Source organism: Pedobacter sp. AC212, assembly GCF_979258625.1.
The window spans coordinates 2200470-2225782 of the sequence record NZ_OZ409870.1 but is presented as its reverse complement, the minus strand read 5'-3'; the positions used below and the strand labels follow the sequence as shown (position 1 = coordinate 2225782).

General features: G+C 38.6%; 11 protein-coding genes. All 11 read right to left on the bottom strand.

The window, feature by feature from the left end; translation table 11 throughout:
- Nucleotides 1-2 precede the first annotated feature (2 nt).
- On the bottom strand, nucleotides 3-1628 hold the full coding sequence (locus tag ACZZZC_RS09605; protein WP_463487066.1) for a RagB/SusD family nutrient uptake outer membrane protein: 1626 nt from the start codon (nucleotides 1626-1628) through the stop codon (nucleotides 3-5).
- A 33-nt stretch (nucleotides 1629-1661) separates the two neighbouring features.
- Complete coding sequence (locus ACZZZC_RS09600) at nucleotides 1662-4745, bottom strand: SusC/RagA family TonB-linked outer membrane protein (protein ID WP_463487065.1); 3084 nt, start codon at nucleotides 4743-4745, stop codon at nucleotides 1662-1664.
- 688 nt (nucleotides 4746-5433) lie between these two features.
- Nucleotides 5434-7089 carry a RagB/SusD family nutrient uptake outer membrane protein gene (locus ACZZZC_RS09595; protein ID WP_463487064.1) on the bottom strand — a complete coding sequence of 552 codons (1656 nt, stop codon included), beginning with the start codon at nucleotides 7087-7089 and terminating at the stop codon, nucleotides 5434-5436.
- A 98-nt stretch (nucleotides 7090-7187) separates the two neighbouring features.
- Nucleotides 7188-10193, bottom strand: coding sequence for a SusC/RagA family TonB-linked outer membrane protein (locus ACZZZC_RS09590; RefSeq protein WP_463487063.1), 3006 nt, complete (start codon nucleotides 10191-10193; stop codon nucleotides 7188-7190).
- Nucleotides 10194-10777: 584 nt separating this feature from the next.
- A complete protein-coding gene (locus tag ACZZZC_RS09585; RefSeq protein ID WP_463487062.1) occupies nucleotides 10778-11362 on the bottom strand; it encodes a helix-turn-helix domain-containing protein in 585 nt (194 codons plus the stop codon).
- Nucleotides 11363-11913: 551 nt separating this feature from the next.
- Nucleotides 11914-16026 (bottom strand): hybrid sensor histidine kinase/response regulator, encoded by a 4113-nt coding sequence (locus tag ACZZZC_RS09580; protein ID WP_463487061.1) that lies wholly within the window; start codon nucleotides 16024-16026, stop codon nucleotides 11914-11916.
- 315 nt (nucleotides 16027-16341) lie between these two features.
- Entirely contained in the window at nucleotides 16342-17385 is a 1044-nt protein-coding gene (locus ACZZZC_RS09575) for an aldo/keto reductase (RefSeq protein WP_463487060.1), read from the bottom strand.
- Nucleotides 17386-17739, bottom strand: a complete 354-nt coding sequence (locus ACZZZC_RS09570; RefSeq protein WP_463487059.1) for an L-rhamnose mutarotase — start codon at nucleotides 17737-17739, stop codon at nucleotides 17386-17388. It abuts the gene before it with no gap.
- A gap of 196 nt (nucleotides 17740-17935) precedes the next feature.
- A complete protein-coding gene (locus ACZZZC_RS09565) occupies nucleotides 17936-19600 on the bottom strand; it encodes an alpha-L-fucosidase (protein ID WP_463487058.1) in 1665 nt (554 codons plus the stop codon).
- A gap of 398 nt (nucleotides 19601-19998) precedes the next feature.
- Nucleotides 19999-22338, bottom strand: coding sequence for a glycoside hydrolase family 31 protein (locus ACZZZC_RS09560; RefSeq protein ID WP_463487057.1), 2340 nt, complete (start codon nucleotides 22336-22338; stop codon nucleotides 19999-20001).
- Between the two features lie 79 nt (nucleotides 22339-22417).
- Nucleotides 22418-25006, bottom strand: coding sequence for a helix-turn-helix domain-containing protein (locus ACZZZC_RS09555; RefSeq protein WP_463487056.1), 2589 nt, complete (start codon nucleotides 25004-25006; stop codon nucleotides 22418-22420).
- Nucleotides 25007-25313 lie beyond the last annotated feature (307 nt).

The following is a 25313-nucleotide window of genomic DNA, read 5'->3' as shown; positions in this document are numbered from 1 at the left end:
GTTTAATAACCTGGATTTTGGGTCAGATTTTTATTGAGATCCCTTTCAGATTGTGGAATTGGCCAAAGCTCATTTTTACCAACGATGAAATTACGTTTCTTGAAAATATAATATCCGTTTGTATTCACAGGGTAATCCTTGTAATTGGCTGGATCGTTGGTCAGTTTCATTCCTGTAAATTGCTGGTTGTTTTCTGCGCCGATGATGCCCCATCTAAGACAATCAAAATATCTGATGCCTTCAAAAGCAAATTCAACACGACGTTCTCTACGAATGATGGTTCTCAGAACAGTTGGATCGATAGTGGTAACCGCTGGCATTGCAACTGCGGCCCTTCCTCTCACTTTGTTAATGGTGGCATCTAAAAGCGCTTGATCTACACCGCTTCCACTTTCTAATTTCGCTTCTAAATAGCCTAATAAGACTTCTGCAAATCTGATCAAAGGAAAATTGTTTCCTGTATTGTTGGTTGTAGCTACCGCCGGATCATCCTCCAGGAATTTATAAATTGCATAGCCGCTCCAAACACCAGGATACTGATTTAGACGATCAGGAAGTGTCGTTCCCGGTTTCGCGGAATAAACTCTGCCGCGAAAGCTGGTACGGTCAGAAATCATGATATTGAAGTCCATTCTTGGATCGCGGTTGTTGTAGGGATTATTTTTATCGAATAAGGGAGATTCTGCAATTGTTTTTCCATCCTTACATTCATAAGCTTCCACCAATTCATTAAATGGCGAATACTGATGCCATCCACCCCAGGTTTCGGGGGTTAGATATTGCAATAAGGCATGGTTATAGGTATCTCTGATGTACTGCATAGACATAATAATCTCACGACTGGTTTCACCAGCATTCAAAAACAATTCACGATATCTTGGATCGATGATATAATAGTTATAATCGATGATGGTTTTATAGGTTGTGGCAGCATCTGCCCATTTTTTCTGGGCAAGTTGTAAGCGACCCAAAATTGCCAGTGCAGATGCTGAGGTCATATGTCCCAGGCGGTCATTGCTAACCGAAACCGGAAGCGCTGCCGCTGCGGCTTTTAATTCACTTTCACAAAACGCCCATACATCTGTTTTTGATGTACGCTTTACTGAATTTGCCTCTTCTACCGTGAGTAATTTCTGTACCAGCGGAACATCGCCAAAATACAGCGCAAGATTAAAATAGTTATATGCCCTGATGGTTTTTACCTCCCCAATCATGACTGCTTTTTGTGCAGCATCCATTGTAACCAAGCCAATGTTAGCTAAAAAATTATTGCACCTGGTAATCTGACCATAGGCTTGCGAATAATAAGACCCAACAAATCCATAGGTAGGGTTTAAAGTACCATTCGTAAAATTATCAGGAATTAGTTCTTTTTCCGATCCGTTACCTGCCATCAGATCCAGGTTAACCATAGATGTTCCTGCCCAGAAATTATACCCGGTAAATCCTGCTCCACTATCATAAACGCCATTTAATGCAAGGGTTGCATCATTGGCCGTTTTCCAGAATGTAGCATCAGAAATAGAAGAAAGGGGTTGGGTATCTAAAATATCTTTTTTACATCCTGCAATTACACTCAGTAAGGAACATCCCACCACAACTGTCAATTTATATATATAATTTTTCATTTTGTTTTATTTAATTATCCTAACTACATCAGATTATAATTTCACATTGATACCAAAAGTATAGATGGCAGTGAGTGGGTAGAAGTTTGGATTATCTCCAGAGCCCTGTCCGTTTTCAGGATCCCATCCTTCATAAAAATCGTTAAGTGTAAAAAGGTTCTGTCCGCCTGCAAATACTCTTAATTTTTCCAGACCAATCTTTTTGATCAGGTTGCCAGGTATAGTGTAACCAATCTGTGCATTTTTTAACCGCACGAATGTTCCAGATCTGTTCCAATATGAATTTCTTTGAACATTCGCACTCCCTTGGCTCAAGTTAGTGATGCGTGGGTAAATCGCATTACGATCAGGATTCTGAGGTGTCCATGCATTTTCATACTGCCATTTCTGAACATTTCCGCCATTATATAAAGCATAAGCCTGGTATGAACCCATTTGAACAGTATAATCCCCAAGACCTGAAAATAAAACCGAAGCATCAAAGCCTTTGTAGCTCGCATTTAAATTTAAGCCATAGGATATTTTTGGATTGGTATTTCCCAAAATCTGTCTGTCATAAGTAGCATCAACCTTTCCATCCGGAACCCCGTTTGGACCACTTATATCTTTAAACCTGATGTTACCAGGTGCCCCGCCATTTGGCTGGGTAGGATAACTGGATACGTCCGCAGCGTCAACGAACAATCCGTCAGCAACGAATCCGTAAATTGGATTTAAAGCCTGCCCCAAAAAGAAGTTAGGAATCACACTTTGAATATCGCCTGCAATTTTGATTACTTTTTGATTGTTGTAAGAGAAATTAGGCGATACGGCAAAGTTAACATTGCCAACTTTCGTATTATAAGTTAAACTTACTTCTATACCTCTATTTTGAATGGAACCTGCATTCTGAATAGGTGCACTTAACCCTAAAGTCGATGAGACCGGAACCTGATACAAGATATCTTTAGCTGTTCTATCATAAATATCGACCGTTCCGCTTAGTGTATTTTTAAAGAAGGTAAAATCTAGACCTAGATTGGCTGTTGTGGTTGTTTCCCATTTAATATCGCGGTTCGCCGCTGCAGTGACGGCGGCTCCCGGAGCAATCACGCCTCCAAAATTATATCGGGTGTTCGTACTAATATTGTATTGATACGGATAGTTCGCAATGTTTGCATTCCCTAAAGAACCATAAGATGCCCTGATTTTCAACTCATTGATCCAGCTGATATTGTCTTTGATAAAGGATTCTTCTGAAAGTCTCCATCCTGCTGAAACCGCAGGAAAGACACCATAGCGATTATCAGGGGCAAATCTTGATGAACCATCGTAACGCACATTGGCCTCAAAAAGATATTTGCCACCAAAATCATAATTAAAACGGGCAAAGTAAGACCGGAAGGCGTATTCATTGGCGCTACCTGAAGTTTGTTGGTTGGTAGTCGCTCCGGCATCCAGTTGATAAAGTAAATTATTAGGAAATCTGTCGCGAAAAGCCCTTGAATTATCATCGCGATGCGCTTCCTGCTGGTATCCACCTAAGATAGAAAAATTGTTCTTTCCAAAACTCTTAACATATTTTGCAAGCAAATTAAGTGTAACTTCATTTCCATCAGTATTTGCTACATTTAAACTGTTTGGGCCTACATAGGTTGTTTTATCGATATTAATATCCGCAATATAGGTCGTATTAACACTGGTATAGTAATGATAACCGGCCGTTCCACTTAAATTTAAGCCAGGTATGATGTCCCACGAGAGGGTGGTATTTCCATAGAAGTTTTTAGCACGAAGGTTATTAAAACCTTCACTGGCCAGCCAAGCTTCAGGTGCGAAAAAATCCTGGCGACCATAGGTTCCATCCGATCTTAAGCCTGCGATGGTATTTGGTTCACGCACCGCAAAACCGATAATCCCTCCTATTCCTGCTGCATTGGACTGCGGTTGCGCCTGAACTTGAGAAAAGCCCAATATACTGGTTTTAAGGCTCAAATTATCCTTAATACGGGTATCGATGTTGGCTTGAATATCGTATCGTTTATTGTTGGTTTCTGCCGTTAATCCATTGTGATCGCGAAAACTGCCTGATAAATAATACACATTATTGCCTTCGCCACCTGATACATTAACATTGTGGTATTGTTGAAATCCTGAACCTGTGTTGAGTAAATTCTTCAAATGGGGAACGTTGGGGAAATTATCCGGATCGGCCCCACTTCTATATTTCGCCACCACGTCTGCGCTTGCTCCTGTTAGTTCTGCATAGGTCCATGAATCAACAAATTGTGGTAGGCTGGTTATCTTTTCCCATCCAAAATAATTGTTATAACTAATGATTGTTTTTCCTTTTTGGCCACGCTTGGTCGTGATTAGAATAACGCCATTTGCGGCACGGTTTCCATAAATTGCCGCTGATGCCGCATCTTTTAATACCGTCATGCTGGCAATATTGTCTGGCGCGACATCATCCAATGAACCAGCAATTCCATCAATAAGAATCAAAGGACTACTTCCCGAATTAAAAGTACCTACCCCTCTAATGATTACTCTTGCCCCATCGCTACCCGGACGACCACCGCCTTGCTGTACCTGTACACCAGGTGATAAACCAGATAGTGCCTGCGATGCCTGGGTAATTGGCCGATTGTCTAAATCTCTTGAAGACACAGTACTTACTGAACCCGTCAGATTAACTTTCTTTTGTGTACCGTAACCCACAATTACCACCTCATCAAGTTTTTTATTGTCATCGGCCAACTGAACGTTGATCTGCGTTTGCTGGCCTACAGCAACTTCTTTGGTTCCGAAGCCAATAAAACTGAAAACAAGTGTGCCTTTATTCTCTGGAATGCTTAATGAATAATTACCCTGGGCATCACTTTGGGTAACTTTACCAGATTCCTTATGTTTAATAACTACGCCTGGAATGGCTTTGCCACTTATGTCGGTTACTTTACCAGTGATGGTAACATCGAACTTTTTGTTGCTGTAAAGCACAGTATTTTCTCTTTTTATGAGGCTGATGCTTGTGCTGGCTGATGCTTTAGCTAATGTCGGTGCTGAAAGTATTGAGCCAATGGTTAACAAGGTTAACAGTTTGCGCCAGTGTTCTGGCGACTTTGGAATCATTTCCATATTTGGTTAGTTGGTTTATTGTTATTGACAATCAGGAAAAAGTATTTAGAAACCTTCTTCTGATAATTTCGATTAATCATATCAGCCTTGAGTATGAGGCTAACGAATAGCGAAGATTAAGTTCTTTTTCTTTCCATAAGCGTATTATAATTATCAGCGATTGTCCAATCATCAATAAAAGCGTAGGTAGTGGTTATTATCATTTCCAAACAGGAAGACTCTATTACCTCTCTACTAAAACACATTTATGATGACTCAAATACTTGGTTAAATACCCCTCTTATTGGAAAAAGGAATACATTCAAATATAAACTGCACGTAGCCCCCTGTATTTATTGTAATCAGACATCTTTTTATATTTTTCCGACTTTTAATAAAAAAACTCATGTTGCATATCTGATTTTTGACATCAACAAAAATGAACTAACTGAAAGATCATTCTTTTGATAAATTTTTGTCAGCACAAAATCAATATAGTGAGCGTCTATTATTTAATCGAAACGACTGATATCTTGCTTGACGACTATGAATGATTTTTTATAGATTTCCTTTACAAAAAAATGAAATACAGGACAACTTATATTAGGATTAAAAAAAACGCCATTTCCGAAGAAATGACGCCTACTTAACTAACCATATAAGTTTATATTAATACCGGGATATAGCTGCCTCTGAACCCAAGACTCCACTAATAGCCTGGGTTTTGCTTTAATTGTTTTGAAGAGTTCAATACATCGCGTCCAATCGGTAAAATTTCTGTGTGTTTATCTGCATCCGGCTTTTTATCCCACCACGTACCGGTGTTAAAAACGCCCCACCTGATCATATCTGTTCGCCTTCTGCCCTCAACCAAAAACTCTCTACCCCATTCATCAAGCATTTCCTGATCTGTTAATTGAGATCCATCGTTTCTATACAAACTTGATGAACCGGAAGGATAATTTCTTGCCCTTACTCGATTTAACAATACGGCTGCTCCAGCCCTATCATTCGCTCTATACTTGCACTCTGCTAGTGAATAAAATATTTCAGCAAATCGAATTTCGGCGTATGCAGAAGAAATTTTGTTTAAATCCGTACTGGGATAGAAAGGGTATTTTACCGCTGGAATACCGGAGTTATTATCACCATGATTCATGTTTGATTCTTTATCGGCGATAACAGTTCCTGGTTTTGCATTCAAGAACATTCCTACTGCATCTCTAAAATATAGCGCATAAGGCCCCTTATTCCCCCTAACAGTATCCGCCTTTCCAGCATTGTTATAGGTTAAATACCCTTGCAGAAACATCCCTTCTCTAGTACTGTTGCCAAGGTTCTTGTAAACTTTCAATCGATAATCATCAGGGTAACGCTGAAACTTCAAATAAGGTTTTCCTAGCGTATGCGCATATTCATTGCCATCCACATCACGCCCTGGTTGTAGCGCATATTTAGGGTTACCTTGCCCATAATCGCTAAATGAGAAATATCTTGGTGCTTCATGTGGAAGCATTAGCCAATACATTCCGCCTGAATAATCTTCAGCATATTGCCAATGCGTAAGACTGAAACTACCCGGAAAACCAAACATTACTTCAGCCGACTGTGCATTGTTGTAGTCAAATGGTGCGTCCCACCTGCTTTCCAATTGATAATTTCCATATTTATTGTCAATAATATCCTGGCATACGGTAGCACAATCTGTAAATTTATCCACTCCGGTATATACCTTGGAATTAAGGTATAATCTTACTAGCAATGCTGCAGCTGCCCCCTTTGTCCATCTTCCCACTGCATTTTTACCTAAAGATTCTCTGGTTGGTAAATTGACTATAGCTTCTCTGAGTTCTTTTTCAATAAAATTGAACGCTTGTTGTGGCGTTACCTGTGGAGGACCCTGAGATTCTCCCTTTACTTTTTCTACGATGACAATATTTCTGTAAAAATCAAGTAATCTTAGGTTGAACCATGACCTTAATGTTCTCAGCTCTGCGATAAGGCCATTTAATTCTGATGCGCTCATATCAAACTTTGATGGATCCGATATTCCCTGTAAATCTTCTAATGAATTGGTTGCAAGGTTTACACCCTGATACAGAGCTTGCCATGGTTGACTGGTAAAACCATCTTGCGGCGTCCAAGTATGATAATGTGCACGCTGATACTGCCCACCGTCAAACCAATCACCCTGTCTATTGATCGTCATCAATTCATCAGTAGTATTTTCCTGAACCATAAAAGTCTGGTTACTTTGGATCGTCCAGTAAGCATGTTCAAAAGCCCTCAGAAAATCCCTGTAAACATCGTCACGTGTCTGCAAAAAATTCTCGGCAGTGATTCGGTCATATGGTTTTTCGTCCAATTTAGTGCAGCTCCCGAGTATTATTAAACTAAGGACTATCGCTGCCCTTCTTATATATAATGTATTGATATTTAATCTCATGGTTATTATCTTGAAAGTTAAAAATTAACCTGTAGTCCCAACAAAAGTTGAGTGGTAGACGGGTAATACGATAAAGAGTTATTTACTCCTGGATAAAGTCCATTAACCTGAACTTTTTCCGGGTCTCCTCCTGTGTATTTCGTAAATGTGTAGATATTTCTTCCAACTGCATAAAATCTAAAGGAGTCTACGAACTTTGATTTTACCTTTTGGGTGTAGCCCAATAAGATATTATCGATTTTCACAAATGATCCGGATTCCAGAAAATAATCAGAGAGCACGGAAACCGTATTGGGGTTTTTTAATTCGGAATATTTGCTTCCATCAAATGCTGAAGTAAGCAGATTTGTGTTGGTTTGTGTGGCAGGTGTTCCGATGTAGAATGCATTGGTATTAAAAATTTTATAGCCAAAAGTTCCCCTTAAAAACACTGATAGATCCCATTTTTTATATGTAAGTGACTGGCCTAAACTCGCCATGAATCGAGGGAGTCCGTTTCCAACAAATTGTCTGTCATCATTATTTGCCTTGTTTGCGGTGATTATTTCTCCGTTTTTATTATAAACGAGAAGTGTTCCGCTGGCATCTACACCTGCTGATTTTAAAGTGTAAAAACTACCTATACGCTGACCTTCCTGTAAGCGCTGAATATTACCGGGCGTACCTGGTGCTGGCATGCCAACCACATCAATAAAACTCTGCCCTTGAAATAGCTCGTTTGAAAATGAAACGAATTTATTATCATTAGTCGCACCATTGAATGATAAGGTATAACTAAAGTTATCATTTTTGACTACGGTAGCATTAAGCTGTATTTCCAAACCAGAATTTTTCATTGTGCCTACGTTAGCATAGGTGGTGCTTTGAATATTTGGAGGGTTTGGCACAGCGTAAAAACCCAATAAATCTTTGTTGGTTCTGATGTAATAGTTTAAACTTCCGCTTAGCCTATGATTAAATAATTCAAAGTCTAGGCCAATGTTAGTATTGAGGGCACGTTCCCAGTGTAAATCATAGTTGGTATTCTGACTAGGACCCCAAACCTGATAATTAATCCCATTAAATAAATAGTAACCATATCCACTGTAGGTAGCTAAAGATAAGTAATTCCCAAAATCCTGATTTCCTGTCTCGCCGTAATCCGCACGGAGTTTCAAGTCATTTAGCCATGGAATATTTTTTAAAAAAGGTTCTTCAGTCATTCTCCAAGCGGCGGAAACCGCCGGAAAATTACCCCATTGGTTGTTTATACCAAACTTACTCGACCCCTCTCTCCTTAAACTTGCAGAAACAAAATATTTCTGATCATAATCATAGTTCACTCTGCCAAAAAGCGCAATTAACTGTGAACTGTTTTTGTATGATCCAACATTGTTCTGACCGAGCTGCAAATTCCATAATCCTGCCCCCAAGTTATTATAAGTTAATACATCTGATGGAAATTGTTGATTAGACCCCGATAAACCAGAAGCAGTAAATAATTGATAAGAATAACCGCCAAGCATTTTTAAAGAATGTTTTCCTTTCACTAAGGAATAATTTGTGATCAATTCTAAACTTTTCTGATCATTTTCATCCAATGATTGTGAGGCAGAGTTTCTTCCACTTCCACCGTTAGTGGAAAGTACCCTGGTGTAAGTAGATGGGGTAAAACCGTAATTCCTGAACGAAGAAGTTACTTGGCCAAGTGTAACCTGAGAACTTAAATTTGGCAATATATTTACTTTAAATGATCCATTTAGATCAAGATATTTAATTTCCTGCTCTGAGCTGATTACATTGGCAACCTCAACAGGATTATTGGCAAAGAAACCTGTGCTAATATATCTGTATTTCCCATTAGGATCTGTGACCGGTGTGGTTGGATTTATCATCAGCGCATGATTAAAATTACTGTAATCAGCAAGACTTGTTTTTGCGTATCGTGGTGCTACAGTAAATGTTGCAGAATAAACATTGCTTTCCGAAGTATGATTAATGCTTACCCGGCCACCATACTCTTTTTTCGATGATCTCAAATCAATTCCTTCTGCATTCCTGTAGTCGATTGAAGTCATATAATTAGTTCTGTTTCCACCCCCAGAAAACTGCAATGTATGCTTTTGTGACTCAGCAGGGTTTCTGCTCACTGACCTTAACCAATCGGTGTCGCCACCCAGATCTACTCCTCGCTTATTATCTAGGAATGTCTGCCTGTCCAATACTTCTAATCTGTTGGTTGCATAGTCAAAACCAGCATATCCATCATAGAACAATCGTGATTGTGAAGTTCCTTTTTTGGTGGTAATTACGATTACTCCATTGCTTCCTCTTGTGCCATAAATTGCTGATGCTGCCCCACCCTTTAGTACATCTATTGATTCTATATCATTTTGGTTAATATTATCAATATTTCCACCTGGGACACCATTAATAACATACAACGGACCAAGCCCTGCATTTCTCGACGAGGCTCCCCGTAGCTGAATATTTGGACCTGAATTAGGATCGGCGGTAGCAGTATTGGTAATGGATAATCCTGGAACTTTACCCTGCAAAGACATTAACGCCCCGTTTCCACCTACCACCAGTAATTCTTTTGCGGATACGTGAGTGATTGCGCTTGAAACCTCCTTCTTGTCAATGGTACCGTATCCTGTACTAATAATGACAACATCGTCAAGCTTTCTATTCTCATCAGCCAGCTGAACATTGATATTTGTTTGCCGACCTACAGCAACTTCTTTGGTTCCGAAACCAATAAAACTAAAAACAAGTGTGCCTTTATTCTCTGGAATGCTTAGTGAATAATTACCCTGAGCATCGGTTTGGGTCACTTTGCCTGATTCTTTGTGTTTAACAACAACGCCTGAAATGGTTTTACCACTTGCATCAGTCACTTTACCGTTAATAATAATATCGAATTTTTTATTGATGTGAAGCACATTAGTTACCCCATTTAATAGGCTAAAGCTTGTAATGGATGACGCTTCAGCAATAGGAGTTGCTGAAAGTATCCAGCCGAAAGTTAACAAAGTTAACATTTTGCGCCTGTATTTGGGCGACTTTGGAATCATTTCCATATTTGGTTAGTTGGTTTTATTGTAATCGATGATCAAGAGAAAGTAATCAAAAACCTTCATCTGATAATTTGCATAATAATAGCCTTAAATAAAAGGCTAATTAATGGGAAAGATTAAGTTCTTATTATGTTCATAGGCGTATCATAATTATTGGTGATTTCATGCAATAAAAAAAAAGTCAATATTGATTCTCTCCAGTTTTCATAAAGAAAGATTCCATTTATTCCCAACTAAAATTTTTACAATGACTCAAATATTTGGTTAAATATCCTTCTTATCGGAAGCAGGATTGTATTCAAATATAATTTGCAGTTGGGACGCTGCATTTATTGTAATCAGACATCTTTTTATATTTTTCCGACCTTAATTCGAGCAATCGATTCAAGCACAGCTAGAGATAAAATTGGATATTAGAACCATCAGAGAAGCCATGTTCCTCTAGCTCTTGCATTTGAAAATCTTTTTATTATATGAACTAATAACGTTTCTAAAAGTGTCGCTAGAGGACTGTTTCCGATTGTCGATATGCTGTTTCAATGATCATCTCAATCAATAAAATTCAATGTTTTATTTTGTGTTTTATATGCACCTGGTGTGAGTCCAGTAATCTTTTTAAATACTTTTGAAAAGTAATGAACATTATCAAAACCAGTCAGTTCTGCTATTTCCTCTTGCTGCTTCTTTGTTGTAATGATCAGATATTGTGCTCGCTCAATTCTCTTTTGGAGGATATAATTTACCGGACTTTGCCCCGTATAACGATGGAAGAGCCTTGAAAAGTAGTCTGTATTTAGATTAGCCCGGTCTGCGAGCTGGCTTATTCTTAATGGTGCTTTTAGATTGATTTGAATATATCCTATTGCATCCATAACTGCTGGTGGATTAAGAACCAGCTTATCTTTATGAAATACCTCAGGTTTCAGGAATTTTGATATCAACAGCAGAATCAGACCCTGCGTTTCATATTGTGCCGAAATACTTTGAAGGTTGTTTAATTCTGTATACTCTTTGTAATAAATATCTTTTTCGTAAACCATTGGATCATGAGATCGGTTAATCCCACGCCCTGGATTTATGGTAATCAATCTTTTAAAATGAGCGATATCCACATCGTTTGCTTCAATCTCCATGGTTTCCCTGTAGCTGGAAAACAATGATATCCCATCAGCTGATTCTTCAAAAAACTGGACGAAATACTGACTTAAAAAAGAATCGCAGTACAGGTCACAAAGCGTGAAGCTGGGAATCAGATACAAAAAGCCAGGCCGCAGGTTAACGGCCCCATTTGGCCCTGAAATTATGCCACATCCTTCGTCGATATAGTATAGCCGATAATAAGGACTGATTACATTTCTAAAATTCCATTTATTCCCCAGCTTCACATAATCAACATTCAATAATTGGAAAGAATGTTTGATAAGCTTTTTGTTCATCGTCATGCACTGATGTCTTTGATTAACTGAATTGAATTACTTTTGGTCATCAAAAATGAACAGGTCAAGACATTACTGTCAGGCTGTACATTGATTACCATTGCTAAATTCAGTTAATGTAAATAAATGACAGGGGGGCTAGCAGGTAAAATGAAAGGGGGTAAATGGAAAATTTGGTATTAGATACCTTGTTTTTCGTTATAGAAATGTTTTAGCAAAAAAAAGGGAAAGAGATATGCTTTAATCAATTAAGATCTAGCAGGCTTATCACGTTTGAATTCTTTGCTCACTATTAGGTTATTGGAAAACCTCTTCCTGTATTTATGGATATATTCGGAGGGATTCATATCAAAAACTTTTCTGAACTGTTCCCTGAAGTATTTGACATCATTAATTCCTACAACAAACATAGTCTCCCTGATTGTGTTGTTGGTGGTAATGAAAATTTCCGCCGCTTTGCGGAGCCTGATAAATCTAATGAAACTAGTTGGTGAATGCCCTGAGATGGATTTGATCTTTTTGAAAAGGTTTTCTCTGGACATTCCTATTTCTTCGGCTAGAACATTGATATTAAATCCAGGATTCTCCATGTGCTTTTCAACAGTTAAGATGCAATTCGCTAAAAAATCTTTGTATGAGGAAGAGATTTTAGAACTATTGGGATTGAGCGTGATTTCACTGAAAAAATACCTTTGTAAATTATTCTTGCTTTTTAGAATACTTTCTACTTTGGCAATCAATAAATTTTTGTCGAAGGGTTTATTGAAAAGATCATCGGCACCACTTTCTATACCTTTAAGCCTAAGTTCTTCTGATTTATTTGCAGTGAGTAAAACGATGGGGATATGAGAAATCGATTCATCTTTTTTTACTGCCTGACAGAGCTCAATCCCGCCCATTTTTCCCATCATCACATCGCTGATCACAATGTCAGGAAGCAGTTCCTGGATCATTGTCAGCCCACTTTCACCATTCCAGGCTTGCAAAACATGATATCGATTAGCAAAAATATCGCCTAAATAGCTGGCTATCTCTTCATTATCATCAATAATAAGAATTGTCTTTCTTTCTTCAGCGAAAGAGTCGGCAGGTGTAATATCTCGATTTTCTGTGGAGGGATTTCCTGCCGTCAACATATTATCGTCTGATGGCAAATTAAAATCTACCAGTTGTTCTGTTACAACAGATAATGAATCTAGGTGTGCATCGCCTTTTAAGATGTCGACTTGAAAGGTTGTTCCATTTTGGCCGTCACTGGAACAACTCACCTGGCCCTTATTCATTTCGACAAACTGCTTAACCAAATAAAGTCCAATTCCAAATCCACCCTCAAAAACCCCGGTTTTGGAGGATTCCTGATAAAACCTGTTAAAAATTTTATCCTGTGATTCCTGGGGTATTCCGCAACCTGAATCTGAGATAAACAAACTAATATAGTGTACGCCAACTTTGATTTCAAGTTTTATGCTTCCTCCGTTTGGGGTAAACTTAAAGGCATTTGATAGTAAATTAAATATAATCACCTCCATTTTTTCCATATCTGCATAAACTGGTATGGGAGATGGTGGTGTTTCAACCTGATAATTGATTCGATTCGTTTTTGCCTGATGATCGAAGCAGAAAAATATTTCCTTTGCAAATTCAACGATATCGAATTTTGATATGTTTAATTGCATTTTTTCAGCATCAGTGCGATTGTATTGCATCAATTGATCAACGAGGCCTAAGAGCCGTTTTGCATTGCGATATACAATTCCCAAACTATGATTTTGAACCTGCTCATTGTTCTGATCAAGCAAATCTTTAACAGGGTTTATAATCAGGGTTAGTGGCGTTCTAAATTCATGAGAGATATTGGTAAAAAAAGTTGACTTTCTTTCACTCATTTCTTTCTCTTTTTCGCTTTCCAAATGCGCAAGCTGAATCTGATATTTTAGTTGTTCCTGACGCCTACGGTGATTGATATACAGATAGCAAAGAAATAAAGCCGTAAGCAGATAGCAGGCATAGGCCCACCATGTAAGATACCAGGGCGATTTGATTCGAATGATCAATGTAGTTGTGTGGTTACCGGAAAACCTATCGTCTCTGCTCGCCTTTACTTCAAAACGGTAAGTACCCGGGTTGAGGTTGGTATATGTAGCTTTTCGCTGATTACCTACCTTGTTCCACCTCTCATCAAATCCAATTAATCTATAAGCGTAATTTATCTTATTGGGGTTTCTGTATTCAGGTGCGACGAAATCCAGCGAGAAAATGCTTTGATCATATTCTAAAACTATTTCTTTTGCAATAAGTATATTATCCTTTAAAGGCCCTGATTTGTCAGGCGAAACTGATTTGTTAAGGATCTGAAAGTCTGTTAGAAAAACCGTTGGATCAGTCTGGTTTGAATGGATCTGTCTTGGATCAAAAGAAAAATAACCCTTACTTCCTGCGGCGATGATTAGATTTTTCCAACGTGTCAGTGCGGATGGAACTGAAAAACCATCTATCTGATCATAATTCCTTACCAAGCCTGAAGATGGATCAAGATTGGATATGCCATTCTCGGTAATCACCCATAGCATACCCAAATGATCTTCTTCCAAATCTTTGAATACATTGGAGGCAAAACCGTCTTTTTTGGAGTAAGTACGGAGCAGTCGTTTGTTATGATCGTATTGATTTAAACCATCTGTCGTACTAATCCAAATATTTTTTTTTGAATCTATCAGGATATCATTGATCACGTTACTGCTTAATCCATTTTCAGTTGTGATGGAACTAAATTTTCGGGTTTTTCTATCCAGGATATTTACACCTCCACCGTACGTACCTATCCAAATTTTGCCATCAGCAGATTCGCACAATTTATAGGTGTGATTATTATTTATTGAAGATGGATTTCCAGACACGTTGTAAAAATGATCGTACTGTCCCGTATTTCGGTTATAAATCTTTATTCCTGCATCGGTTGCGAGGATATAAATGCCTTTATCAATTTCAAGAATATCCCTGAAGACATCTTCATTAAAGAGATTCCCAAGAAGAGAGCGATGATGATGATTGGTAATATGATTTGTCTTTTCATTGTAGCTGTAGAAACCTTTCTCTGTTAATATCCAAAGTATTTCATCACTGTCCCTGTAAACTTTTGTGATGTTATGGCGGCTCAACCCAATATTGTCTAGTTCCTTTGTGAACATTTTCCCACGACCTGTTTTTTCATCCACGCAGATCAGGCCATTTTCAGTTCCTATCCAGGTAGTAATATGATCAGTGATAATACTATTGACGCTTCCTGTGTATGAAGGCAGGGGATTCAGAACAAATCTCTGGGGTTGATCGCTAGTGAAGTACAGTCCGTCCACAGCATTGATCCAGATATTACCTTTGTGGTCTTTATAGGAACGTCCGTTAGCATAATTTTCTAGTTTGCCAACCCTATTCCATCTTTTCAGAATGAGATCATAAAGGTAAAAACCGCTAGTTTCCCCTACTAAGACTGATGATTTATCCACTATTGAAATACTGTATACAGCATTCTTGCTTGAAGTTGGGGAGGATACCTTGGAAAATTTTTCGGTTTTCAAATCAAAATTAAACAGCCCACTCCAATAAGTGCCCACCCAGATCGTTCCGTTTGGTGCCAGGCACAGTGACCAAATATCGTTCGGGTTTTTTTCGCCCTCTCGATGAGGCTGAGGAAAGTTGATGAATGACTCGGCTTGAGGATTGAATTTATTCAATCCTGCACTCCAGTTACCTAGCCAAAGGTTATAATGTTTATCTTCAATAATTGCATTGACCGATTTCCCAACCATACCGTTTTTTTTGGATTGATCTTGTCTGTAGATGCGGAATTTTTTATGTTGCGGTAAATACCTGTTGAATCCATCATCAGTACCTATCCAAACAATACCTTTACTGTCACAAAGTAACGACCATACCTTGTTATTACTTAGTGAGCCTGATTTTTTTTCAAAATGATAAAATCGCTCAAAAGTTTCCGACAGCGGATCAAAGCGGTTAAGACCATCCATTGTCGCCACCCATATCATACCTTGTTTATCTTCACACAATGCATTGATATAGTTATTGGTAAGGGAATTCTGATCTCCGATCGTACTCGAATAAATTTTGAAACTAAAGCCATCGAAGCGGCATAGTCCATTTTGTGTTCCAACCCAGATAAAACCCCTTTTATCCTGAAGTGTAGCGGTGGTATTCTTTGCGGGAAGTCCATCGGCTATTGAATAACTTTTGATCGTAGCCCATCTTGGGTTGTCAAAGTTGGTACTGGCAATCTGAGCTACTGAATATTGAGAGCTGATTATGAACAGGCAAAATGAAAAAAACATTCTGGTAAGTATAATCATTGAAAAAATATTGGTTAGAAATTTGAAATAGATTACGAATATAGTATGTATCTATACAAATTATATAATCTAATGATCAATAAAATAGCGGTATACGAAATGACTCACTTACAACCAATCCCACCGATTAAATAATATGAGCTCAGTTAGCATAATGTTGTTTTTATGAGGTTTTTAATTAGGAATGCTTTGAGGATATTTAACAAACTGTCCGTTTAATATGGGATGCCGATGATCAAAAGCTTCCTACATAAATGTAGCTGATCGCCATTATCCTTTTCGAATCCTTAATTGTTCCCAATAATGAATTTCGGATTATGACTGCAACCAGGGAATGCTCCCCCGGTCGATTAAGCCGCGTGCAACCATATTTTCCCAGAAAGATCTGGGTATACTTTGATTGGCCATCTCGATATTGAGTGCTACTTTTTCTGCTTTGGATGTACTCATGGCAATACTTTTGATTCCTGGGAAATTCCTTGCGTAATGGAAACAAACTACCGCAGGAGACAATCCAAATTGATCGCAAATTTTATAAAAATTAGACCGCCATTGAATCAAGTTTCTGTCTTCCTCGCTACTTTCATCAAGTAAACGATAATTATAATAATCACTTCCGATCAAAAATCCGCCATTGAATATTGCTGAATTGATTACAGGAATATCCGACCGTTCCAGTTCGGCGAGAAAATCAATTAAGTCAGCTGGATGACTGATTACTGTGAGGCTGTTTGCAATCATTACCCAATCAAGATTAACATCTTTGCAAATGTTGCGTATGATTTTCCAGTCTTTAGCACCAACACCAACAGAGGAGACCTTCCCTTGATCTTTGAGTTCTAAAAGAGCTTTGTAGGCATCAAGAATATCCTGGTACCGTTTTTGGTAGTCCTCATCATTTTTTGCAGCGAAAAGATATTCGTCAGGATCATGTACGGAAACATAATCTGAACGATAGTCGCCAAGCAACTGATTTCCCTGCTCGTAGCACTCCAGAATTCCTTTGTAGCTGATGCGCTGTTCAGCGTCATATTTTAGGTCTTTCCAAACCCCTGGTTCAAATGTGGGCTCAGTTCCTACAAGCTCGGTTCTAAACCAACCGAGTTTATTTGATATGATCACCTTAGATCTGTCCACCCTTAAATCTTTCAAACATGAACCTATTACCTCGAGTGAAAGTCCGGCTCCATATTTTCCCGCGGTATCAAAAAAAGTTGTTTTTGGAGAACACAATAAAATAGCCTCTACAATCTTTTTCTTATTCTCGAAGGTTTCTGCTTTATAAATATTCCCAAGACCACTTGTTCCGAATACAAAAGGTGGGATATTTACCATAGTTTTGTTTTCTTTGTCAATCATTTATACCCGTTGTCTAGTGGAGCTGTCCAATTCAAAAATCCTGTCCATCTGCATCCATTTTTCACCCTCTGCTGCGAAAGGCAAAGGTTGCTGAAACTTCCACATCAGGGATTCCCATTGTTGAACCATCTCATTGTTTTGATCCATTATTTCCTTACGTGAAAAAGTGAAATCATCAGTGGTTTCGATAACCATAAAAAGCCGGTTGGCGACGCGGAATATTTCCATTTTTAAAATTCCGGCGTCAATTATACTTTCATTAATTTCCGGCCAGCCTTTCTTGTGATAGTCTTCATATTCTGCAATAAGTTTTGCGTCATCTTTGAGATCTAATGCAAGGGCATACTTCTTCATAGGTAATATTTTCAATAATAATTAATAGTGGATAAAACACTCGCCTTAAGTATGATCAGATTATGACCGGAAATAAAGCTAACAACATAACAAAAACCAATAAATAAGAACTCTAAATAATTTCGAGCTTATTTATACATGAATATCACGATCAATGTCCCCATGAGCTTACACTGATTCCATGAGATAAATGTTTTTAAACGATCCTCAGCGGATTGGCATAAGATGCTAAAGGTGCATCATTTGGGAAAAATACTTTAAGCCCCTCTGAGGTTCTTTCAAATTTCAGTTCCTGACCAGTGGCTACAAGCTGAACGCTCTTGATTGTTCCCGGATAATGTTCACTCCCATTTTTTAGGCTTGTAATCATTGCTGATCCATTTGCCGGCCATGCCATTACTGTTGCGAAAAGTGTCTTTCCCTTAGTAACAAAACGGATATCCTCTTCAGTGAAAGGTTTGCCCTTGCCCTCGTTAAACCCTTGTGCGCTCAATGCTGCAGCCTGTTGTTGTGCAGGTCCTTCACCAAATATCTTCCAGGGTCTGGTACCGTAAATACTCTCCCCATTTGCTTTCATCCAGACACCAATGTCTTCAACAACTTTTCTCTCCAACTCATCGATAGAACCATCTCCGCGAACCGGGATGCTGAGCATGAGGTTGCCGTTTTTGCTGACTACATCTACCAGCGTGTGAATAACCGCTTTTGGGCTTTTGTAGGCTTTTCGGTTGTAAATATCGCGGTTATAATGCCAATCACCAATGCAGGTACAAGATTGCCATGGAAGTGGCTCAATATTGTTGCTCTGGCCACGTTCTATGTCCCAAACCATTGCCTTTTTCTGCTCACTATCAAGTATTTTACCGGTTATCACCGCACTGAGCTTTCCTTTATCTTTAATGCTTTTATTGTACATGTGTGCCGCAATTTTCAGACCTGCATCGCTGATCGGCCACATCGGGAACTGTGAATCATCAAAATATATCATATCTGGACTATATTTATTGATCAGATCAACAGTTCTGTTATAGAATTTGTCAATATACGCCTGAGTTGGCGGGGTAACACCATTACCCCAATGCCACTGTTGATGAATCATGCCATTATCCTGACTATTTTTGCTAAGTACATGGTCTTGTGCATAGAGTTCCTGAGGATCCAAACCATCCCACCATTTTCCCTTGCCATCTTTTTTCGTCAGTTTTCCATCATAGGGAATTCCGGCGAAAGGCCCTGTTTTATCTGCTCTTTGGGCAGTCTCAAACCAACTCCAGGCATGCGCAGCATGAACACTTACGGCAAATGGTAAGTCGTTCTTTTTTGCCGCAGCCGCCCATCCGCCAATAATGTCTTTTTTTGGCCCTTGCTTGATGGAGTTCCAGTTTTTCTGATACTTGCTATCATATAAGTCCAGGTTATCATGGTGATTGGCTAGTGCCATAAAATACTTTGCCCCAACGCTTTTATAAAGCTTAACCAGCGCCTCTGGATCCCACTTTTCTGCTTTCCAGGTATTGATCACATCCTTGAAACCGAATTTTGATGGGTGACCATATTTTTCAACATGATATTTATATTTTCTGTTGCCTTCCATATACATTTCCCTGGCATACCAGTCCCCGGCTTCCGGCTGACACTGTGGACCCCAATGTGCCCACATCCCGAATTTAGCATCCCTGAACCAATCTGGCGTTTGATACTTTGATAGGGATTCCCAGGTAGGCGAAAAGGGACCAGCTAAAATTTTCTCTACAAAATCTTTAACATGGTCATCTTTCAACGTTAAGGCGAAGAGTTTGTCAGAGAATAAAAGGGTTGGTAAACCTATTGCAAGGCTTTGAATCAATTTTCTACGGTTCATATTGTATTTGGTTAGCTTATCTTGATCTTTAAACAAAAATATCAGTGTACCGTTACTTATCTTTATAATTTAAAGACCTTTTTTTATACAAATCCGACATCTAACCAAAATAATACATCATTAAAGATGCGCCCGCACCATTAAAAAAATTTATTTTGATCAGGAATTCTAATGAAATTACAATGAGCGAAACGAGATAAAATGATTTAAAAAGAATAAGTGTAATTGACCTAGAAAGCACCTTCTGTTTAACAGGGTATTGCTAATAATTTGAGTTTGTCTGGATTTGTCACAATTTATTTTCCCAGATGTAAATTTTTCAAAGCTGATTTCTAACGATTAAATAAGTCATCAGAAATCAGCTGGTTTTTTCTTGCTATATCAGCAGAAATGAGCGCTTAAAATTTAATTGATATTTGGCTTCCATTGTATGCGATTGAGCGGGTTTGCTCCTGAGCATTGACCGACTTTGAAATCAGTCTTAAGTTAAACTTCCTAGTATTAAGCATTCCTTTGAAACTCCCTTTTCTGTTGTTGATATTTAAGGTCTTGGTATCATCACTCCACAAAAAAGTAATTTCTGAAAAAGCACCTTTTTCATAATTGTAATTATCACCCTCATCCTCGTAAAGTATGAACTTACCATCTGCTCCTGCATAAATGCTAATATCAAGACTATCCCATTTTTTTTCTGAAGCGTACTGCACATCAGGTCCAAGGGGAATAACCGATCCAGCCTTAACATAGAGCGGAACAATTTCGATTGGCGAATCAGTATCGATAGTTTTTCCGCCTTCAATAAATTGATTTGTCCAAAAATTGTACCATCCGGTTGTTTTTGGTAGGTAAACGGGCCATTTTTTTACCTGGTATTTGGTTACAGGTGTAACCATTAAGGATCTGCCAAATAAATACTGATTTCCTAGATCATGCGTTTTTTTATCTTTGGCGAAATCCATCATCAAGGGACGCATAAATGTTCCATCATTTCTGGATACATCCCATGAAGTACTGTAGATGTAAGGGAGAAGACGATAGCGAAGTTTGATCATTTTTTCCTGCGCATCGAAACACCAGCTTCCCTTTTCGCCGAAGTTCCATATTTCCCTAGGAAGATCAGTTCCATGCGAACGCATCATAGGACTAAAAGTTCCAAACTGCATCCACCTGACATAAAGCTCCTGAAATTCCGGATTTTTATTACCACCACCTTTGCGCCAACGACCGGCAAAAAAGCCTCCGATATCACTGTTCCAATTGGGTATTCCCATCAAGGTATAATTTAATGCTGCAGGGATTTGTTTTTCCAGCATATCCCAAGTGGAATTAACATCTCCACTCCATGTATTTGAGCCATACAATTGCTGGCCTACAAATCCTGATCGGGTTAGAATAACAACCCGTTTTCGGTCATTTACCTCACGCTGATGGGTAGCAATGCCTTTATTGTGCATTAAACTGAAACCATTTTTAACGCTTCGGTAACTGCCAAGGTTGGTTGGAAGATTAAAATCACTGTCTTTTTTATTAATGTGATCAGGTTCTGTTGAGTCCAGCCACCAACCATCATTACCAATATAGCTGAAGATACCTTTATCAAGATATTTCCAGTATATGTTCAGTGCCTGTGGATTGAATACATCGTAAGGTCGAGCACCGCTGTTTGGAGGCCAGGTATCAAAATTAATAATCATATTCTTACTATCGAATTCTTTGCGTTGTGCCGTCTTTGGCCCGAAGCCTGGCCAGGTTACAATCAGTAGTTTGGCGTTTAACTGATGAATATCATCCACCCATTTTTTTGGATTTGGGAAACGCAATTGATCGAAAGATTGGGAATTCCACGCACTATCTGTTTTGTTGAATTCCGGCCAGTAACGCCAATCTTGAATGATGACGTCCAAAGGAACCTGCAACTCCCGATATTTCTTGATCACGTCCAGACTTTCTTCCTGGGTATTATAGCGTTCCTTACTCTGAAAAAAACCATAAGCCCATAAAGGTAACATTGGCGCTTTTCCGGTTAGTGCTCTTATTTTCGAGATTACTCCATCAGCATTACCACCGTACATAAAGTAATAATCAGAGCATTGGCCTAAACTTTCAAAAGAGAGTTCTTGTGGATTATCATTAAATTCCGATATAGAGTAGTTGTCCCAGAACACCGCATATCCTTTAATGGAGTGGAAAAACGGGGAATAGGTGGACATGTTTTCATTTTGAAGATGATGAGCGGAATTTCGACGGTTGAATTTATTATCAAGGATTTGTCCGACCCCAAAAATGGCCTCGTCTTTATCCAGTAAAAATCCAGTCCGAACTTTAAACGATGGTGTTCCGCCATCATTCAACGCGGAGAACTGCGTGCCATAGTCTTTATCATGAAGTAATTGTTTGCCTGAAAGATCTGAAAAATAAACCCCACCTGTTTCCGTATTTACTTCAACCTGGATTTCTTTGCTTTTAATCATATAATTTTTCCCATTCTGCGCAAATATGAGTGCAGTCTTTTCAGGCTTTGCTATTACGGCAAGACTTGTTTTAACATAGGGTCTTCCTTTCGGCGTCTTATAAATCCTTACAGTGTTTGAAGAATAAAATTCAACGCTGATGTCCAGCTGCTGAGCAGAAAAATTGATTCCCTGGGCTGTTTTTCTAACAGTTTGAGCACTCAGAACATTGCCAAAAAATAATGTCAGGACTGCCAAAAGGATCATTGAAATTTGATGGGTTTTCATATTTATCTTGATATTTGGTATAGTTGAGTGCAAAACTAATGAGAAGACAAAATTCAAGACAACAATCATGTTGAATCTTTTAAGACTTATGTTGATTTTTAATGCTATCAGCATACTCCGAAGGCTTGCAGCCGTACATATCCTGAAAACATTTACTTAAATAGCTCGAGCTGCTGAAACCAACACGATCGGCGATTTGAGAAATATTCAGCTGTCCTTGTATTAAGAGTTCTGCAGCTTTCTCGAGTCTGATGTTCCGTATGAATATAGAGGGCGATTTATCCAGCAAAGTGATAAGCTTCCGATACAACCCCGTTCTATCCATATTTAAATCTCGACTGAGCTGTTCTACCGAATAATCAGGAACATCGAGATTTGTTTTGACCAATGAAATCGCATTTGTTAAAAAAGAAGATTCTAATTCGCTCAAGGGCGAAATGGGATCAGCCTCACCACCGGAGCTTAACATATTAGAATCGGTACGCTCGTTCTGCTCCTGAATAAAATTCTGCTGATCAATCAGGTTTCGAATTCTTAGCAACAAGATATCTTCCCTCCTGGTCCTTTCTGCCTTTTTCCGTTCGCTACGCAAGTACAAGTAAATGATGGCCAGCGCCAATACCAGGAAAAAAAATATGTATAGCATGTAGGCTAAAGGGGTTTTCCACCAGGGTGCTTTGATGGTGAAAGTTAGGATAGAAACCGGAGTGTCCCATTTCAGATTATCATTGGAAGCTTTAACTTTAAGTTTATACTTTCCTGGGGGAAGATTAGTATAAGAAACCTGCAACATACCTTTTTCGGTATATAGCGCATTTTCCTGATGGCTGAAAGTTTCTCTCCACTGTCGGTCTATACCATCAAGCTGATAACGGTAGTAAGTTTGGGCAGGATTGGAATAGTTTAAGGCAGTAAATTCAAAAGTGAGGAAATTTTGATGGTGGGAAAGCTCAATGTCATGCGTGTAAGGTGCAGCCTTTTCTAACAAAATACGTCCGTCATAATATTTACCAATTTCTATCCGCTGACCATGGAGAATTAACGAGGTAAACACAGGTTTAAACGCTAATCCGGAAAACTGAAGATGCTTACGGTTTAGAATTGTGAATCCGTTAACACCTCCAAAGTAAAGCGTACTGTCTTCACTCTCATAGGCTGATCCTTTTAAGTATTCACCCTCCAATACGCCTGCATTCGCATCGAATTTAATGAAGCGAATCTCTTTTGTTTTAGGATTTATTTGAACCTTATTGATTCCGTAGCTTGTTAAAATCCATATATCCCGATCATGATCCTGAAAAATTGACTGTATGAAATTATTAGACAGGCCATCCTTGGTGTAATATATTTTTTCTTTGCCCGTAACATTATCCAAAACCTTCAATCCATCAGCTGTTCCGGTCCAAATCCAACCGCGATGATCAGTTAGCTGGGTTGCTTGATCATTTTTGTATTTACTTGTTGCAGTATTTAGTTTTTGCAATTCTTTGGCGGGAAGAGAAAAAGATTGGAGCAGTCTGAGTTGTGGACGAGTGCCAAATTTTGGATGATATTGGTAAAATTCAGACCGAGATTTAATGTAGATGTTCCCCGCCTCGTCTTCACTAAAGGCTTGAACCAAAATATCCTTGTTGGATTTAACCTCAAAAGCTGATCGTCTAACGGCAGTGAACATATACCTTTCCTGATGATGATAGAGCAAACCCTGGTTTACCGTTCCCAACCATACCCCCCCTTGCCTATCATAAAAAACGGTGCTTATTTCTGTGTTCAATTTACTGCCGTCTACTTTTTCGATACTCGGTAAATATTTTGACCTGCCACTTTCGCAATCAATCATCAATATGCCATTGGAACAACTAATCGTTGCCAATCCTTTCTCATCCACGAATAAAGTGTTAAGGGTGTAATCGGTCTGCAGTAACTTCCTCCACTTCAATTTTAGCAGATCAAAGAAAAAAAAACCACCTAGATTTCCATTTCGCAGTTGATAAAATCCATTGGCAGCTTTGACTACGAGCGATGTCCGATTGAAATGCATTTGTTCTGATGCAGGATAAGCGTAGATGGTATATTTGTTTTTTCTAGTTTTAAGATCATGACAAACTATAGCACCAGTATTGTAAAAAAGAAAAAGATGTTCCCCGTCTGAACTGATATCTTGTAGAACCCCCAACTGTGGCGCAAGGCTAATTTTACTTTTGTGGTTTTTTGATATCAGTTGGTTATTGATTAGCAACCACATCTGTTGGTTTTGATCGAAAAATATATCATCAACTCTTGAATGAAAACCTGCATTTTCAAAATATTGATTCAGATTAGTAATATAACTTTCTTTGCGTAAGTCCACGCACATCAGCTGATGTCTGTCCTTTATCCAAAGCGTTGAATCCACACTCTGATAAATGCGATAGTGTCCTTCATAATTTTTTAGTGGGAAATTATTGCCGATTTTCCGATGAATATACCTAAATCTTGCTCCGTCATAAATATTGATATTGCCACTTGTTTTGAACACCATCCTCCCATCAGGCAGCTGAATAATATATCTAACCTGGTTATCGCTTAATCCATGCATTACATTTATAGGAGAAAAAACAAAGTCCTGTGCAGCTATTTTGGAAAAAATAAAAAAAGAAATGAAAGTCAAGCTAATGATTTGCTTCATCTATATATGTGAATGGTTAGAGGGTATTAAATAGAAAAGTGCAATTTAGTGATTCCTAATAAAAAGAAACTAACTAATTGCACAATCAATGGATGAAAACTCGGTTGATAAATTCTTGAAAATATCATCAGATCAAACGAGATAAGTTAGAGTATAGCTGAAAGATATTTACATCCTAAATATTTTAACATATAAATTATTATATAGGAAGGAACCGAAGGCTATGTAATAGGCATTGGTTGGGGATTTCAGGGATAGTAGACTCTGGATTCCGGTCCAAAGTGTGCAACCGGGTTTTGTTCCCTGA

Excerpts from the sequence above, each read along its gene's own strand:
- ACZZZC_RS09605 (WP_463487066.1), bottom strand. The coding sequence starts at position 1,628 with ATGAAAAATTATATATATAAATTGACAGTTGTGGTGGGATGTTCCTTA.
- ACZZZC_RS09565 (WP_463487058.1), bottom strand. The coding sequence starts at position 19,600 with ATGAACCGTAGAAAATTGATTCAAAGCCTTGCAATAGGTTTACCAACC.
- ACZZZC_RS09560 (WP_463487057.1), bottom strand. The coding sequence starts at position 22,338 with ATGAAAACCCATCAAATTTCAATGATCCTTTTGGCAGTCCTGACATTA.
- ACZZZC_RS09580 (WP_463487061.1), bottom strand. The coding sequence starts at position 16,026 with ATGATTATACTTACCAGAATGTTTTTTTCATTTTGCCTGTTCATAATC.
- ACZZZC_RS09600 (WP_463487065.1), bottom strand. The coding sequence starts at position 4,745 with ATGGAAATGATTCCAAAGTCGCCAGAACACTGGCGCAAACTGTTAACC.
- ACZZZC_RS09585 (WP_463487062.1), bottom strand. The coding sequence starts at position 11,362 with ATGGAGATTGAAGCAAACGATGTGGATATCGCTCATTTTAAAAGATTG.
- ACZZZC_RS09570 (WP_463487059.1), bottom strand. The coding sequence starts at position 17,739 with ATGAAGAAGTATGCCCTTGCATTAGATCTCAAAGATGACGCAAAACTT.
- ACZZZC_RS09590 (WP_463487063.1), bottom strand. The coding sequence starts at position 10,193 with ATGTTAACTTTGTTAACTTTCGGCTGGATACTTTCAGCAACTCCTATT.
- ACZZZC_RS09575 (WP_463487060.1), bottom strand. The coding sequence starts at position 17,385 with ATGATTGACAAAGAAAACAAAACTATGGTAAATATCCCACCTTTTGTA.
- ACZZZC_RS09555 (WP_463487056.1), bottom strand. The coding sequence starts at position 25,006 with ATGAAGCAAATCATTAGCTTGACTTTCATTTCTTTTTTTATTTTTTCC.